This window comes from Paenibacillus sp. P3E, from assembly GCF_001909045.1.
Taxonomy (GTDB): Bacteria; Bacillota; Bacilli; order Paenibacillales; family Paenibacillaceae; genus Paenibacillus_AQ; species Paenibacillus_AQ helianthi.
In genome coordinates this window covers 1-16,136 of record NZ_LVWH01000012.1, presented here as the reverse complement: position 1 = coordinate 16,136, position 16,136 = coordinate 1, and the positions used below count along the sequence as shown (strand labels likewise).

At 51.6% G+C, this 16,136-nt stretch carries 14 protein-coding genes and 1 tRNA gene; 6 read left to right on the top strand and 9 right to left on the bottom strand.

Annotated features, from left to right (window positions below; genetic code table 11):
* Window positions 1-222: hypothetical protein (locus A3842_RS32845; RefSeq protein ID WP_218618647.1), on the top strand; the 222-nt coding region annotated here is incomplete at its 5' end.
* Between the two features lie 45 nt (window positions 223-267).
* Here A3842_RS32845 and A3842_RS03200 read toward each other — a convergent pair.
* The 5 genes from A3842_RS03200 to A3842_RS03180 all read right to left on the bottom strand — a co-directional run bounded on the left by A3842_RS03200 (window position 268) and on the right by A3842_RS03180 (window position 7,990).
* Window positions 268-1,278 (bottom strand): LacI family DNA-binding transcriptional regulator, encoded by a 1,011-nt coding sequence (locus A3842_RS03200; protein WP_074100408.1) that lies wholly within the window; start codon window positions 1,276-1,278, stop codon window positions 268-270.
* Between the two features lie 321 nt (window positions 1,279-1,599).
* The gene (iolB, locus tag A3842_RS03195; protein WP_074100407.1) at window positions 1,600-2,427 is read right to left on the bottom strand and encodes a 5-deoxy-glucuronate isomerase; all 828 of its coding nucleotides are present in this window, start codon (window positions 2,425-2,427) and stop codon (window positions 1,600-1,602) included.
* Between the two features lie 38 nt (window positions 2,428-2,465).
* A complete protein-coding gene (iolG, locus tag A3842_RS03190; protein ID WP_074100406.1) occupies window positions 2,466-3,515 on the bottom strand; it encodes an inositol 2-dehydrogenase in 1,050 nt (349 codons plus the stop codon).
* A gap of 178 nt (window positions 3,516-3,693) precedes the next feature.
* Window positions 3,694-4,809, bottom strand: a complete 1,116-nt coding sequence (locus tag A3842_RS03185; protein WP_074100405.1) for a glycoside hydrolase family 88/105 protein — start codon at window positions 4,807-4,809, stop codon at window positions 3,694-3,696.
* A gap of 40 nt (window positions 4,810-4,849) precedes the next feature.
* Window positions 4,850-7,990: an alpha-mannosidase gene (locus tag A3842_RS03180; protein WP_074100404.1), complete on the bottom strand. Its 3,141-nt coding sequence runs from the start codon at window positions 7,988-7,990 to the stop codon at window positions 4,850-4,852.
* A gap of 159 nt (window positions 7,991-8,149) precedes the next feature.
* On the opposite strand from A3842_RS03180, the gene A3842_RS03175 reads away from it, so the two are divergent.
* Entirely contained in the window at window positions 8,150-9,061 is a 912-nt protein-coding gene (locus A3842_RS03175) for a helix-turn-helix domain-containing protein (protein ID WP_074100403.1), read from the top strand.
* 64 nt (window positions 9,062-9,125) lie between these two features.
* On the opposite strand, the gene A3842_RS03170 is transcribed toward A3842_RS03175, so the two are convergent.
* Window positions 9,126-9,209, bottom strand: a tRNA-Leu gene (locus tag A3842_RS03170).
* Between the two features lie 208 nt (window positions 9,210-9,417).
* Here A3842_RS03170 and A3842_RS03165 point away from each other — a divergent pair.
* Both A3842_RS03165 and A3842_RS03160 read left to right on the top strand, forming a co-directional pair.
* A complete protein-coding gene (locus tag A3842_RS03165) occupies window positions 9,418-10,086 on the top strand; it encodes an ion channel (protein WP_074100402.1) in 669 nt (222 codons plus the stop codon).
* Window positions 10,087-10,258: 172 nt separating this feature from the next.
* Complete coding sequence (locus A3842_RS03160; RefSeq protein ID WP_074100401.1) at window positions 10,259-12,049, top strand: helix-turn-helix domain-containing protein; 1,791 nt, start codon at window positions 10,259-10,261, stop codon at window positions 12,047-12,049.
* Window positions 12,050-12,117: 68 nt separating this feature from the next.
* Here the strand turns inward: A3842_RS03160 and A3842_RS03155 are convergent, their stop codons facing one another.
* A complete protein-coding gene (locus A3842_RS03155; protein ID WP_074100400.1) occupies window positions 12,118-13,032 on the bottom strand; it encodes an AraC family transcriptional regulator in 915 nt (304 codons plus the stop codon).
* A 206-nt stretch (window positions 13,033-13,238) separates the two neighbouring features.
* Between A3842_RS03155 and A3842_RS03150 the strand changes: the two genes are divergently transcribed.
* Window positions 13,239-13,640, top strand: coding sequence for a hypothetical protein (locus A3842_RS03150; protein WP_074088773.1), 402 nt, complete (start codon window positions 13,239-13,241; stop codon window positions 13,638-13,640).
* Between the two features lie 89 nt (window positions 13,641-13,729).
* Here A3842_RS03150 and A3842_RS03145 read toward each other — a convergent pair whose 3' ends face one another.
* Window positions 13,730-14,377, bottom strand: coding sequence for an NAD(P)H-dependent oxidoreductase (locus A3842_RS03145; RefSeq protein ID WP_074100399.1), 648 nt, complete (start codon window positions 14,375-14,377; stop codon window positions 13,730-13,732).
* Window positions 14,378-14,552: 175 nt separating this feature from the next.
* On the opposite strand from A3842_RS03145, the gene A3842_RS03140 reads away from it, so the two are divergent.
* Complete coding sequence (locus A3842_RS03140) at window positions 14,553-14,885, top strand: winged helix-turn-helix transcriptional regulator (protein ID WP_074100398.1); 333 nt, start codon at window positions 14,553-14,555, stop codon at window positions 14,883-14,885.
* Window positions 14,886-15,060: 175 nt separating this feature from the next.
* Here A3842_RS03140 and A3842_RS03135 read toward each other — a convergent pair whose 3' ends face one another.
* Window positions 15,061-15,693, bottom strand: a complete 633-nt coding sequence (locus A3842_RS03135; protein ID WP_074100409.1) for a guanylate kinase — start codon at window positions 15,691-15,693, stop codon at window positions 15,061-15,063.
* Between the last annotated feature and the right edge of the window lie 443 nt (window positions 15,694-16,136).

Below are 16,136 nucleotides of genomic sequence, written 5' to 3'. Positions count from 1 at the left end.
GCCCTTGCCCTTGCCCTTGCCCTTGCCCTTGCCCTTGCCCTTGCCCTTGCCCTTGCCTTGTCCTTACCATCTCCCCTCCCGCCTACGGATTCCGCGTTCCTTAAAAGTTCGATACCATCAGCTACCTTGAGCACACTTCGCAAAACCAGCCTCGAAAGCACAAACTTATGCAACAACAAAAAGCCTGTCCACCGCTGGGTAGCGGAGAACAAGCCTGCATAATGATGAGCGCCCGGGCTTCGGGCGCAGCTTGGCTTCCTTTACTTCTTAATGCGGTACCGGACCCGTGGAATGACGGACAACCAGCTCCGGCATCAGCATGATTTTGCGCTTGGGACTCTCCGGATTATCGATAGCCTGGTTCAGCAGGATCATAGCCTGCTCTGTCATCTCACGCAGGGGCTGGGCAATGCTGGTCAAGGAAGGATGGCAAATCTCAGCCAGCATGGTATTGTCAAAGCCCACTACGGACAGATCGCGGGGAATAGACAACCCTAAGCCGCGCGCCTCCTTCAATACCCCGATAGCGAGCAGATCGTTGCAGGCAAACACCGCTGTCGGACGCTCCTTCTCTGCCTGGCCCAGCATCGCCGCAGCCGCTTTCCGGCCATTCTCCAGTGTGGCCGAAGTATGTGTAATATTCGCCGGATTATCAAAGGGGACGCCCGCAGCCTTCAGCGCATCCAGGAAGCCTTCGGCGCGCAGCTTGCTTCCCGGCAGATTGTCGGAGATGATGCCGAGCTTGCGGTGTCCCAGGGACAGCAAATATTCCGTTGCCTGATAGCCGCCCTTATAGTCATCTACCGTGACAGAGTTGCTCTCCATCATACGGATATCCGCCGAGAATAGCACGAGCGGCACATGATCGGCCAGCAGACGGCGGATCATGTCGGGATTCCCGATATGAGAGGCGATAATCAGGCCATCGACCCGTTTGCGCAAAAGCAGCGAGATATACCTTGCCGCCTTCTCATCGTCCCGGTCCGTACTGCAGACGATCAGATCGCTTCCCTGCCCCTGGGCGTAATCCTCAATACCGCGGGCTGCTTCGGCAAAAAAAGGATTGGCAATATCGGGAATCATCAGCCCGATCGTTCCTGTCCGGCGGCTCGTCAGTGCAGAAGCCACCATGCTGGGCTGGTAATTCAGCTCTTCCATAATACTGCTGACCTTCTGCCGCGTCTTGTCGCTGATCCTCCCGCTCTTATTCAGCACCTTGGACACTGTAGCGATAGAAACTCCTGCTTCACGTGCCACATCATATATCGTAGGTTTCATCGTTAATAGGCCCGCCTTTACCTTCTTGCAATCTTATACGTTTGATTATAGGGAACTCGCCAGACGGTGTCTATTATGCAGTGCCGTACTAGTCAGTTGCAGCCGGGTATCTCGCCCGGCTCTGCGCTTCGACCACTTACCCAGTGGAATCGGCTTTGCCGTCCTTTTCTTATGCTTCCGAAGCAGCAATACTGCGAATCGAGTCAGACATCCGTCCTTAGCGGGGAATAAAAGAATGATGGCGTGACACATACTCTTCCTTATATCAGCACCAAAGAGGGCCCTCCGCCCTGCGGAAGCCCCTCTTTGGCCAGCCATTGATTATTCCCGTCTGTCCGGCTGCTGCTGCGCTCCGAACAACCACTCATGATCGGGATCATTGTGGAAGACCCAGGTACGGACAGGGCCTGCCATCACGTTAAGATAATAAGAATCGTAGCCCGGCGGCGCGGATACCGGATGATACCCTTCCGGAACCAGCACGATGCTGCGGTCAGCCACGGCCATCGTCTCGTCCAGGCTGCGGTCGTCATTGTACACCCGCTGCACCACAAAGCCATGGGCGGGATTGACCCGGTGGTAGTATGTCTCTTCCAGATAGGACTCTGCCGGCAGATTGTCCTGGTCATGTTTATGCGGGGGATAGCTGGACCAGTTGCCGCCGCCCGTACGCACCTCGACCACCAGCAGGCTCTCCGCTTCACTCTGCTCCGGAAGGATGTTGACCACCCGGCGCGACATACTGCCAACCCCCCGGTTCTCGGCCACAGCGTCAGAAGGAGCGATCAGCCGGGGTGAATATTTACCCGTTCCTGGCGCCAGACATGCGGCAAGCTCCAGCTCTGTCAGGGCGGTAACTTCATAATGGGCTCCTGCGGGAACGTATACCGCATAAGGCGCTACATCCTCAAACACAGACATGCGCTCGCCAATGCCGGAGAAGACTATGCCATCTACCTTTACATCAGCCTTGCCTGCCAGGAGTACCAGGCAGATCTCGTTTCCTTCTGCACTGCGGCTTAATAGTTCCCCGGCCTGCAGCTGATACACTTCAAAGCCTACATATTTCCATCCGGCGCTCTCCTTGCTCACTGCCGCCACAAGTCCATCCTTGCCGGGTGCTCCGGCCTTAATGATTAAATTGGACATCTTCACCGGCCTCCTCTGTCTTCAGGGTGTGCATCCGCTTACAATACCTGGCTCGTTGCTGGCGTACCCTCTCCTGCATGGTGTGACAACTTGACCGGGAGCCCGGTCAGGTGCGATTCCTTAGCAGCTTCAGCAATCCGTTCCGCTTGCTGGCCGTCCATGCCGCTGCAAATGAGCGGCTCCTGCAGGCGAACCGCCTGTGCAAATGCGGCAATCTCATCCGTAAATGCCTGATTGTACCGCTCGAGGAAGAAATGCTGCGGCTGATCGCGGGTGACAGAGCTCGCGGTAGACACCTCCACCGTAGTCGGACGGCAGTTGTCGGCGGTGGCCGATCCGTGGGAACCGAACACCTCTACCCGCTGGTCGTAGCCATAGACGGCCTTCCGGCTGTTATCAATGACACAGATCGCGCCGCTGGCAAAGGTCAGCGTGATGACAGCTGTATCCACATCACCACAGCGCCCGAACATCGGGTCTACCAGATTGGCCCCCCGGGTGTACACCTCAACCACTTCCTCACCCATCAGGTAACGGGCCATATCAAAGTCGTGAATCGTCATATCCATAAACATACCGCCGGAAGAAAGGACATAAGCCTCACCGGGTGGCTGCGGATCACGCGAAGTGATCTTCACGATATGGGGCTTGCCCAGTTGTTCGGACTGAACCAGCTGCTTCAGCTTGCGGAAGCTCGGGTCCATCCGGCGGTTGAAGCCGACTTGAAGCAGTACGCCTTCTTCCTTGGCAATCTGCAGTGCCCGGCTGGTCTGCTCTGACGAGAGGCTGATCGGTTTCTCACAAAAAATGTTCTTATGAGCACGGGCAGCCTGCTCGATCCAGTATGCATGGGTATCCGTTGGCGTGCAGATGAACACCGCTTCGATTTCAGGGTCATTCAGCAAATCTTCCCCATTTGTAAATACAGAGCCAAGGTTGCGGCTTTCTGCCCACTCCAGCAGTTCCTCACCTACCATAGCTTCTGCGATTGATTTCAGTTTAAACGACGGCATCACACGCAGATTATCTGCATGTAGGCGACCGATTCTGCCTGCGCCAATAATCCCTACTACGATCGGATTTACCATTTTCGCTTATCCTCCTATGGGGTAAGCGCTTAACCATCCCGGGAATAGTATACTCCAAGCACACCAATGCTACAAGCAAAATTTCTTTATTTCTTTTGGCCAGATGGAACTGCATGCAGGGCACAGCATTAACAGTAATATACTCCTTCTCCCAGCGCGATGCATGCAGAACACTGAATCAGCAATAATGCAGTGCTTCTCCCAGCGCGACGATAGCCATCGCCTGGCCATAGGCCATAGGGGCAATAATGATCTGCTTGTAATCTTCTTTTGCCGCACCAATCGGTGTGCCGCCGGATACACCAAGCACCGTGCCCTCACCGTCAATTCTGCCTAGTACAGCCCGGATCGCGCTCAGGGCCTGGTTAGCATATGACTCTGGCAGCAGCCCTCTGCGCGCACCCTGAAGAATACCGGCTGCGATGGCTGCTGACCCGGAAGTTTCCGTATAGCTGTCCGGGTCATCCAGCAGGGTATGCCACAGGCCATCTCCGCTCTGGCAGGCCAATAGCGCCTCTGCCTGTGCGTGCAGAATCTGCTGAAGATAGGTGAAGACTCCGCTGTCCAGATACGGGCGCATCAGCTCCAGGTACTCCGGCAGGCCGAGTGCGAACCAGCCGTTACCGCGGCACCAGAACGCTTCGCTGAAATTATGGCGGCCGGCAAAATGCCAGCCATGGAAGAACAGACCCGTCTTTTTGTCATACAAATACTTGATATGCAGCAGCAGCTGGTGCAGCGACGCTTGTCTCCACTCGGCGTTATCATACTTCACACCCATTTTAGCCGTGAACAAAATAGCCATAAACAGCGTATCAATCCAAATCTCATTGTCATGAAGCGTAATTTCATGCTTGCTGGCTCCCGTTGTGACATGCTGATAACCCAGCTCCTTCGTCCGGGGCAGGCCATTCATCAGCCACTCGACCCATTCGAGGCTTAACGCCTCCGCTTCCTCCAGTTCCATCAGCGACAACAGCGGGGCGGTTGTATTGATATTCCGGCTTGGCAGCCCCTTCTCCAGTTGACGGGCCATCCACGGCTTCGCATAACTCTTATAACGGTCATCCCTGAAATACAAGTCCAGCTTTTGAAGGCCATACAGCCCCACTCCCTGCGGCCAATCCCATTCTTCCATACCGAAATCACGGGCAAAATATCCCCGTCGTCCCGCATCCTCTCCTAAGTTCTGCAACTCTGCTTCATTATCCGGCCGTTCCAGCTTCAGCAGCTTATTCGTTACTTGATTTAGCTTTCCAACGATTTCGTCCTTGTTCACCCGGTAGTTATCCATCGTGCACTCCGCTCCCTCTCCCGCTGTAGATTCTTTTCTCTCAGCTTGCTCTTTTCCCCATATCTATTCTAAAAGTCTTAATCTCATAAGGCTTGATCTGGAATACAAAATCACCAGTCTGCCAATCCCCCTGCGGTTCCTCCATCAGATTGCATTCCTGCCAGGATGCAATGGGATAAGCGCTCTCCACGCGGACCCGGGTCTGCGAACCAGCATATTCATGCAGGCGCAGCACAACATGGCTGCCATCCTCTGAACGCTTGATGGCATCGGCCAGCACATGTTTGCCCCCGATAGAGAACAAGGCATCACCCTCCAACTCTCCCGGAACCGTACGCAGGGGATTATTCAATTCCCAAGCCTCCTGGACAACCCCGCCATCCACAAAATCACCGGTATGCGGATAGAGCGCATAAGTGAAGGTATGCTGGCCCTGATCCTGCTCAGGATTGGGATGGACTGCTGATTTCAATAACGTCAGCCGCATCACGCTGTCCTTGATGTCATAGCCGTATTTACAGTCATTCAGCAGGGCTACGCCATAGCCCTTCTCGCTGAGATCTGCCCATTGGTGGGCTACCGTTTCGAAACGGGCATAATCCCAGCTCGTGTTCCAGTGCGTCGGCCGTTTCACATTGCCGAACTGAATATCGTAGGTAGCTTCCACAGCATGAATATCCACCGGAAACGCCGCTTTCAGCAATTGGTTATGACCATGCCAGTCCATCTCAGTCTGGAAATCAATTCTTGCCGTGTCCCGGTAGAACACGATTCTCTGGGTGATGGTTGAGCGATGGTACGTCCAGACCATACGCAGGACCGCCCTTAGCGGACCGTTCTCGATCAGATTGCATTCTTCAAGCTGCGAAATTTCTGTCATTTTCTCCTGGTAGAAGATATCAATGTCCCAGGCTTCAAAATCCAGCGGTTTGTCCTCAAATACCTGTAGCACATTGCCGCGCTTCCCGGGTGCCAAGAGCTCACGGCCGTTCCGGCGGTCGTAGATAGAGGTGAAGTGTCCCTGTTCATTCCAGGCCATTTCATACAAAGGTGTTGTCAGGCGGTTGCCGGCGGCATCCGCCAGCGGCGATTCCCCTTCGAGGCCGGCGCCAGCCCGTTCCCCCCGTCCATATTGCAGAACGGCCGTGCCAAGAGCAGGCAGGGAGGGAATATACACCAGCCTTCCCCCGTCTGCCGTCCGCTGCTGTTCCAGAGGCTGCCCGGCCTTATCACAGATGACAGTGTCATCTGCAGATTCGCCCGGCAACTCGGCATACCGCGGACGATTCCAGATAGAGCTGTTCAGCAGCGTAAGACGCTCTTGCCCGGCGGCGTTGCCTGCGGCTTCACTACAGCCGTTAATTATAGCCAGTGACCGCGCCTCCCCTTCCGCATATTCAAGATCACTATCCTCATAGACTTCTTTAATCGACGAGCCGGGGATAATATCATGGAACTGGTTGCGCAGGAGGATTTCCCATATCCCGCGGAGTTCTTCTGCCGGGTAACCGGTTTCAAGATCACCTCGCCGGACACCGGTGAGCGTATGCAGCCACTCTGCATCGCGCAGCAGCAATTCCAGCCGCCGGTTGTATTTTTTGTTCCGGGCCTGAGAGGTATATGTCCCCCTATGGCATTCAAAATATAACTCGCCGTTCCAGGTATGCACATAGGCTTCAGTATTTTCGATCCGTTCATGCAGCCCGTCAAAATACTCTCCTGCGCTGCCCATATTCAGTTTAGGCATCCCTGGAAGCTTGTCGAACCGCCGCCGAAGCTCCAGCATTTCCCGCGTAGGCCCACCGCCCCCGTCGCCCCAGCCATAAGTGAACATCAGGTTATCATTGATGTCCTTATCCTGATACGAATTCCAGATCCCCCGCAGCATTGCGGCAGTCATCCGGCCGTTGTACGTGTAAGCATCTCCGTTCTTCTCCGAAGTGGTAATGAAGTGCGTCAAAATCTCGGAACCGTCAAGCCCGCGCCACCAGAACGTATCATGCGGCATCCGGTTGAACTGGTTCCAGCTGATTTTGGTCGTCATGAAGGTGGAGATCCCCGATTTGCGCAAAATCTGCGGCAATGCCCAGCTGTATCCGAATACATCCGGCAGCCACAAATACTTGCTTTCGATCCCGAACTCTTCCCGGAAGTAGCGTTTCCCCGCCACAATCTGACGGACCAAGGATTCACCGGACGGGATATTACAATCCGACTCCAGCCACATAGCTCCTTCGGCTTCCCAGCGGCCTTCCTTGATTTTCTCCGAGATCCGTCCGAACAGTTCGGGATAATCACGCTTCAGATAGTCGTACAATTGCGGCTGCGTCTGCAGGAACTGATATTCCGGGAACTCCTCCATCAGCCGCAGTACGGTAGAGAAGGACCGTGCTATTTTCTCCCGCGTATGCTTTAGCTGCCACAGCCACGCAACATCAATATGGGTATGACCAACGGCTGTAATCGTCATGTCAAAGGTTTTGGGCATAGCATCCACAGCGCGGTTCAGGCTGGCCCCGGCACGGTAAAGGGACATTTCGTGGGCCTCTGATCCGGGCTCCGACCAGTCAATTTCACGAAAGGCGTCGTTCAGCGCTTTTTTCAGCCATTGCTTCTCCGGCTGGTCGCTGCCCAAATACCGGTACATATCCAGCGCAGCCTGTGACAGGTAGCACAAATCATCAATCGTTTCATCCAGGTAGCCAATCATCGCTTCGCTAATCCGGTGATCCTGAATAACGGCGGGGCCTCCGCCCTCAAGACCAGACCACAGCCGGAAGACAAGCTCCACCGTCTGCCCGCCTAGCTCCGGCCCAAAAATAACCTCCCTGTGATTGTTATCCACGCCCTGATAAGGCTCCCCGTTCACAAACAGCAACGATTCAAACCCCGAGTTGTTGAAGCTCCCCGACTTGCCGAAGTCGAACCTTCCGGCAATTTTGAAGCCGGGTGCACTTATAGGCATCTCGACCACAGTACGCAGCCAGACATAACGGTCGCGCCCGCGCCAGTGCTCCTCCAGCTTGATTGTGCCATCAAAGGAAACGGCCTCAGGATACACACCGTTAGACCCGTCTTCATCCTCTGCGAATTCCAGTTCCTCAATCTCCAGCAGCTTGCGGTACCTGTACTTTCCAATCTCCGCCTGACGCCGGATCAGCTTCTCTTCGGTCAAAAACATGATCACCACTCCTTGTATCCGCTTTCATACAGCCAATATAGCAAATCCCTCCCCTCAAAAACTACGTTATATTTGCTATGATCCCCCTCATACATTGCATATCTTGCTTTTCTAGATTTATAATAGGTCCATACCACAGATTAAGGCGGCGACCAGGATATGCTTGATAGCGACTTGTTGTATGAGCAAGGATATAGCGTAAGCATCAACACACCGGCTGATTCGCTTTTTTATTATTTTGATTATGACCAGCGGTCCCATAACATCAATATGGAGTTTCAGCATTTTCATGACTTTTACGAGATTCATATATTAATGGATTCCAGAGCCACCCATATGATCGAGGGGAATGCGTATGCCCTTCAGCAATATGATATTGTTCTGCTTCGTCCGCACCGGCTGCACAAGACACAATATCCGGTAGGTCCGCCCCACAAAAGGCTGATCATTAACTTCGCGATGCCCAAAAATATACCCGGTCTAGAAACCGCTTACAAGAATATGTTTCTCTCTTTTGGAGAGGAAGTGCCGATCTACCGTTTGAATGGCGAGTCGCGGAGAGCCGTGTTTGATCCTCTTAACTCCATCTTCACCTTGTCACATGGCGCTTCTCCCCTGAATCCTGTACTGATTCACAGCTTGTTTCAGCAATTTCTGTGTGCCCTGTACCAGCAAAGAGAGCGGAACAGCTATGTCCTGGAAGAAGTGGGCAATTCCATCATGCAAAAAATATATTCGGTCACTGCATACATCCACAGTCATTTCAACAGCGAGCTGTCTCTGGATTCGATCTCCAGGGAGTTCTACATCAGCTCTTATTATTTATCACATCAGTTCAAGACGGTCACCGGCTCTACACTGACCGAGTATATCCAAATGACCCGTATCCGCAATGCCCAGCAGCTGCTGATCAGCACCCGGCTTAGGATTTCTGTGATCGCTGAACAGTGCGGCTTCAACAGCTTCTCCCAGTTTAACCGGGTATTCCATAAGCTGAGCGGCATGTCTCCCTCCGGGTTCCGCAAGCAGCAGACCTCGTCCCCTTCAGCCTCAACCACGCTGTCCTATTGAACGGAAAACAAAAAAAAGCTTCTGCGCTGCCCGGATGAGCAGTACAGAAGCTTTTTTGTTAGTATGCGGTCAAGAGGACTCGAACCTCCACGATATTGCTACCACTGGCACCTGAAGCCAGCGCGTCTGCCAATTCCGCCATGACCGCAAATTAATGAAATGCAACGCAAGAAGTAATATATCATGAATTTGGCGGGAGAGCAAGCGTTTTTTTATTCCTTTTGAATTGCTGTCCGAATTGTCAAAAATATCGACTTTTCCTTGCTTTAGGCTGAGCAAATTATAGCTGTGGCATCTTAAACATTTTCTATATACTTGCTAATAATGAGTAATTATTAATTTCTGGGGGAATGCACATGAATGAAAGTAATAATACAGAGGGATTTATATTGATTGTTTGGGTTTGGAAGACTATTATTCAATTCCTGTCGAGGATTTCCGTCTTCGATATCGTCAGAAGGAGTATTTCCTTTGCTAGCTGGGAAGCTAAAAGGAAGTATCTGTTCGTTGATATCTGGGTATTGGCACATACTCTGCTTTCAGTCCTGTCTATCATTATTATGAGATACAGCAGCATTGGCGTTATTAAGCAAATCTTGTTTTACTACGGAATATTAAGGGTCTTTGAGATATTTATTTATCAATTAAAAATCAATCTGCTGGATAACTATGAAGAGAATGCTACCCTGCGCAGCTATAGAAGATCTATCCTCTTGCTGATACATAATTTTATGGAAATTATATTTTGGTTTACCGCTTCATATGAATTTCTAATGAATTGGTTTGACGTGGCGGATCGCAGTACCAGCTTAATTCAAGCCTTTTATATGAGCTTTGTTACAATGACTACGTTCGGGCCTCCTAATTTCAACATCGATAACAATCCAGCGATGGTGATCATAATGATTCAATCCGTGCTGGGATTATTTATGACGGTGGTTTCGATTGCCAGATTCATATCTATGCTTCCCACGCCTAAATCACATGTCTTAATTGAAAATAGAAATGATACCCCGCTGTCCTGAGGCAGCCTCACTATCTAACCAAGAGAGGCTCTCCTCCCCTTACAGATCATAGCATCCAGTTCAACCTGTGGTTGCTTTTTTCCGCTTCTACCCAACCATTAATCCATGTTCTTTCAAGAGGATGGAATTATAATAGACCTACGACGTCGAATTGAACCTTGGGAGATGTACTATGATCAGCAGCGAACAAGTAGGCAAGCGGATTGCCAGACTCCGTAAAGAAAAACACATGTCACAGGAACAACTGGCGGAACAGCTAAATGTCAGTCCCCAGGCAGTTTCCAAATGGGAAACGGGTAAATCACTGCCCGAAACCACCACGCTTCCACTGTTGTCCAGCAGATTGGGCCACTCTATAGACAGTATTTTGCTGCCCCAAAAGCTGGTCGTACTTAGCGCTGTCTATACCGATGGCCAGGAGGCCTATGATGTCACCCATTTTGTTAATCAATTCGTTGTCGGCAGCAGATTGAATCTTGCGGTCAGTAAGTTAACTTTTCCCGAATCCATCAAGAGCGACCGTCTGAAGCTGCTGCTCCTGAAATATGAGACTCCTTCGGGAGTCTATGCTACTTATGTGCTGAACGACAATCTGCTTACCCTTGATATTCATTCCACAGGCTATGCTGCCAGTCAAAGCGAGCTTGATATCGTATTCGCCGCCTACGGCAATGAACGGGCGAGCCGCAATGTACTAAACAAGATGCAGCATTATGCGTTTTTTCAGTGGAAGCAGTTCACCGCCAGCCACGAGCTTTTTCCAAGTCTGATCGACAATGATGGCAACGACTACCTGCTGCTTCTATATCTGAATGAGGAAGGCATTCATGCGGTAAGCTGTGCGGAAGGCGAGCGGATTCACTATACTCCAGACCGGACCCGGCTCTTTCGAATGGAATCTCCGCAGGAGCACTGCATTATAGAAGGGGTAGGCCGGCTGGGCTTTGGCAAAGACATGGACTGCTCCTGGGCCGGGGCACTTCTTTTGTCTCTGACAGCAAGAGGAGTGGATACTACCTACGAGCAGATTATGGGTGTGTCGGGGGCGTGCTGGAGAATTTCTTTTACACCTATGTGGGACTACAGCTCGGCCGATGCACTTGTGGCTTATAACTACTCCGATCCGGCGTTTAGCGCCTATGGGCTAACTGCCACTTGGGCCAACCATCTGAATCCTGAAGAGCGCAGATTGGAAAAGCACAACATCCTGGAGAGCCTGCGTAATCATCAGCTTCCCATAGCCATCAACCTGCGGGTCGCTCCCGAATGGGGGGTGATCACCGGGTATTTGGATGCTGGCGGTACTCTGCTGTGCCGCAGTTATTTTGACGATGAAACCTTTGAGGAGCTTCGCAATGATCCGGAGTTTCTGGAAGACATGAAGGTCAGCAAGGGTTACCTGAACGTGGACCATTGGCCTTACATGCTCGTTCGTATAGGCAGCCAGGGGCATGTCCCGTCAGCATTAGATAATCTGTATGCTTCGCTCAGAATCAAGGTGGATTCGATGAATGCTGCCGGGAATAGCGGCTACAGCCTTGGTTACAAGGCTTTTGAGGCCTGGCAGGAAGGGCTCTTGGAGGATGCCTGGTATAGGAACGCAAGTGACAAGAACTTTGCACGCAGACTGGGGGTGAACCACTTTTGCATGATGGGATTAACCGATGCCCGCAGAAGCGCTGCCGCTTACCTGCAAGAATCCCTGCCGCTGCTGGATAACCATTCTGGATCCCGGGCTCTGTCCGAACTGGCAGAATTGTACGCACAGATCGCTTTGCTGCTTGCAGGCTTTTACAAATGCATGACTGATCCCGCTTCTGTCAAATCCGGTACCTCTAAGCAGTCATGGACCCGGGAACAGCGGGAACAGCAAGCCGAACTGCTTCAGACAGTGGCAGCTTTGGAATTTCGCGGAGAGACACTTGCTAAGGAAGTACTTGGAACATTAGCTGAAAGATTATAGTGTACTTAAAGACCTAAAGAGAAGCGCAGGAACGCTTCTCTTTTTTCGAGTAATCCTTTTGCCGGGCTTCACTCTTCAATGGGCAGCTTCTTTACCGGCCGCAGCACTGCATACCCGTATCCCTCCGGGAAGTGGCGCTGATAATCCTGCTTGGAGTCCTCGTCCCACTGGTAGCCCATACTCTCCGGATTATAGCTCCAGGCTACCTGTTCGACAGTCCGCATCACCTCACCGTTGTCCTTCAGATAATCAAAGGGCGGGTGGAAGAAGACCAGGTACTCGGATTCCGGGATCTCTCTGACCTGCATTCCCTCAGGGATTTCCCCGTTATAGTCCTCCGCCACAGGGATTCCGTACAGGTACCCTTTTTGCCCGTTCTGATAGAACCAGCCCGCCGTTTGGCCAAGCTGTCCAGGCAGAGTATGATGAGACATACTTTCCAGCGTTCCCGATACCTCATCACAGTCGTGCCCGTTCCCCCAGAACTGTCCATAGTCCGATACTTCAACATCCCAGATCCCAATGAACTTATGGGCCGGTATGCGCTCAATCTTGATTTCCGCTTCCTGCAAATGCACCTGTCTCATCTTATCCCGCTCCTTGATCAAATAATGATAAGGGGAGAACACTTCAGAGCGAATCGCGAGCGGAATAGGCCTGGGTGCCTTCCGGTAAGCATACGGTGTAATCTTAAAAGCCTTCACAAACGCCCGCGTGAGCGCTTCCTGTGACGAAAAGCCGAACTTCACGGCAATGTCCAGTATACGGGCATCCGTGTCCCGCAGCTCCAGAGCGGCGCGGCTGATTCTTCGCTGCCAGATGTAATCCCGCAGGGTCATTCCGGTCAGCGAGTGAAACTGTTTCGTGCAGTAATATGGCGAATAGCCGAGCTGCTCCGACATTGTCAGAAGTGAAGGCACTGTGGCAAGATCCCCGTCTACCCAATCCACCATGAACTGAACCATCTCATTCCATTCGTACATGCGGTGCTCCCTCCTTTCACTATCGATCTTAGCAGAGCCGGCTGTTGTAGTTTTGACTTGAATTGCAGTGCTTCACTTCCTAATTCTATAGAAGTTCTCTCCAGTCCTCCCCCTCCTTTTCCCCTAAGAAAATTTCCCGTTCGCACAAGCCACAAGCCATTCTCTGAGTAATATAGGAGTAAATAGAGCGAAGAGGTGAACGACACATGGGACAGCCAACTACAATGCGCAAGCGGGCCAAGGCGCTGAAGGGCCGGCCGGTCTGCATTACACTTCATGACGGACGTTCGTATGTAGGCTATATAACCGGGGTAGAAAAGGACATACTGATTCTCTCCAGACCCCATACAAGTACAACCCAAGCATCCGGTAAAAAGCGGTCCAGCCGCCGGCAAAAAGCAGAAATCTCCGCATTCATGCCGCTTATCGGCTCACTCCTGGGCGGCTCGGGAGCAGGCGCAGGCTTAGCGTCAGGGCTCGGCGGCGGTTTGCGCTTCCTGGGATTTATCCAGAAGGCGATGCCGGTAATGAAGATGGGCTACGGGATGATCAAGACCATTAGACCTTTTTTCAATGGACTGAAGGGGTTAATGGGAAACAACGGCTGAGCTTGCAGTCCAGATGAGCAAAAATACAAAAGACACCCCTTGAGGTGTCTTTTGGTCTGCGCTGCCTACCTATCATCCAGCCTGTCTCCTCAATGCTTAGCCAAATCCTCCACCAAAGCCAGATGGGAAGGACTATCCTTCGTGCTTTCCCCTTCTCCCGGCTTCAGATCAAAGATACGGTCGACAAATTGGTTAACCTCCAGCAGCATCGCCTGCCGCTCTTCCGGTGTTACACGCGGTACCGAATACAGCAGCTTAAGCTCAGCATCCGCAAACTTGGCGAAACCGAACAGATTGTCGTTAGCCGCGTAGAGCATGTCCTTTTGCCGGGAGGTGCGGATGTAGTCCTCTGAAGAGCCTGTTGTAAAAATAGAGTACGCACGTTTGCCCTCCAGTCCGTATACCCCCTCCGCAGAACGGACCAGCGCTGTTGTGAACACCCGGTCGATATATCCCTTAATGACAGCCGGAAATCCTCCCCACCATACAGGAGAAATAATAATCAGCGCATCAGCCCATAATAAGTCCTCCTGCTCCTTCGCTACGTCTTCCGGCAACACCTTGGTGAACTTGGCTTCCAAATCCTTCAGTTCGAGCACCGGATCAAAGGACAGCTGTATCAGATCCTTCACCTTGACCGCAGCCCCCCGCTGTTCCAGATGAGCAGTAACCTGCTGCAGAATCGCTTTGTTAAAGCTTTTATCATACGGATGACCGTATAAAATACTAATATTCACGCTGTTCGCCTCCAGAATATATCAATGACTTGCCAATGCCTTAATGCTAAGGTAATGTTAAGCCCATAGTATCCAAAGGACAAGTAGGCAGTTTTATAGTATATACTATCATAAATCATACTAATTGAATTGATAGGCTTTTCAGCGCATATATGCAGTAATGAGGAGAATCAAAATGAGTAAGAATACTGATTTTGTTACAAGCTGTCCCTTAACCAAGGTGCAAAAAATCGTCGGAGGCAAATGGAAAATCGTGATTCTATGGTATCTGTCGGTCGGGCCCAAACGGTTCGGGCAGATCAAACGCACCTTTCCTGATATCACCCAGGCGATGCTGACCAAACAGCTAAGGGAGCTTGAGGAGGACGGTTTTGTGCACCGTGAGGTTTTCAAGGAAATCCCTCCCCGTGTAGAGTATTCCCTAACCGCCACCGGTGAGAACTTCGTTCCCATCCTGCGCAGTATGTATGACTGGGGAGAGGTTCATCTGGCTCCTGCGGAGCAGTAATCTCCCCATGAAGCGGGACAGTCTGATGCCATCTGCTTATCTTTTGACCACCAGGAAGAATCTTTATAGCGTGAAACATATAAATCCTTATATTTGCAAAAAAAGAGATGTCTCACACAGCCACTTTATGGCTTTGAGACATCCCTCTATGATGGGGATACGAATTCCCCGCCGCCTATATTTTCGTCTGTAAGAACTCCTTAATTTTCTGGACCGTGAGCTCCGGTTCCATGTTCTGCAGCAGATACTCCGACTCCCTTTTAAAGGCCACTTCCTCCGTATAATTCCCCAGATATTCATCCACAATGCCGTACGGCACCGCTTCCCGCTCCAACCGAAGCTGGATATCATTCTTCGTGACGTATATGAAAATCCGCAAGGCCTCCTCGCCGTATTTCTTCCGAAATGCGCTGGCGCCTTCATGATTCACTACAACGATGACGGCTTTATGCTCTTCAATGCCTTGTTCGAGGTCTGCCAATGCAATTCCGTAGTGCCCCCGCTCCAAATGGACCCTCTGGAAAAATGCATTTGTCTCTACCATCGCCTGAAACTCGCCGTCAGAGATAAAATGATAATGTTGCCCATCCTCCTCTTGCGGGCGGGCCGCACGTGTAGTGTACGGAAGGATGTAGGGGATTCCCAGCGAAGCACTAAGCTGCTTGGCAATACTTTTCCGACCCGAACCGCTGGTTCCAGTGATAATAATGATCTTGGGATGGGAAGATTCTATAAGGGTCTCAGCCGGTTGGTTCTGAGTATCCTCTTGGATCGCCGATGCTTTGGATGTTTTTAGCCAGTTCCACATTGCCTTTCCCGTATGCCTATGTCTGCGCAAGCTTTTGACAACAGCACCGGGATTCACCTCCTTCACATACAAGCTATACCTATAGTTAATTCGACAAATATCTCCAAATCCCTCCAATGAGCCCCTTTTAGTTGCCCCTCTGAAAACAGTAGGGTAAGACGAGGGATTACTCCCTCGGACTCCCCGTCAAACCGTGCATGCGGATTTCCCGCACACGGCTTTCCTTCGTCAGTTCCCCATCTTCAGGAGTGAGTTTCCTTCATCCGTCGCCGGATTGCTTATTTCACTCCTGAATTAGGAACGTGTGGTGAGTAAGCTTGTTAGAAATACCATTCCGGCTGATTCCAGTACTTTGTTTGGTATCAGCCGGTTTGACACCGTAGATCTCTTTTTGCGCATAAAGGCTCGCACCCTCATTCGCGTCCATTGATCCAGACGTTCAA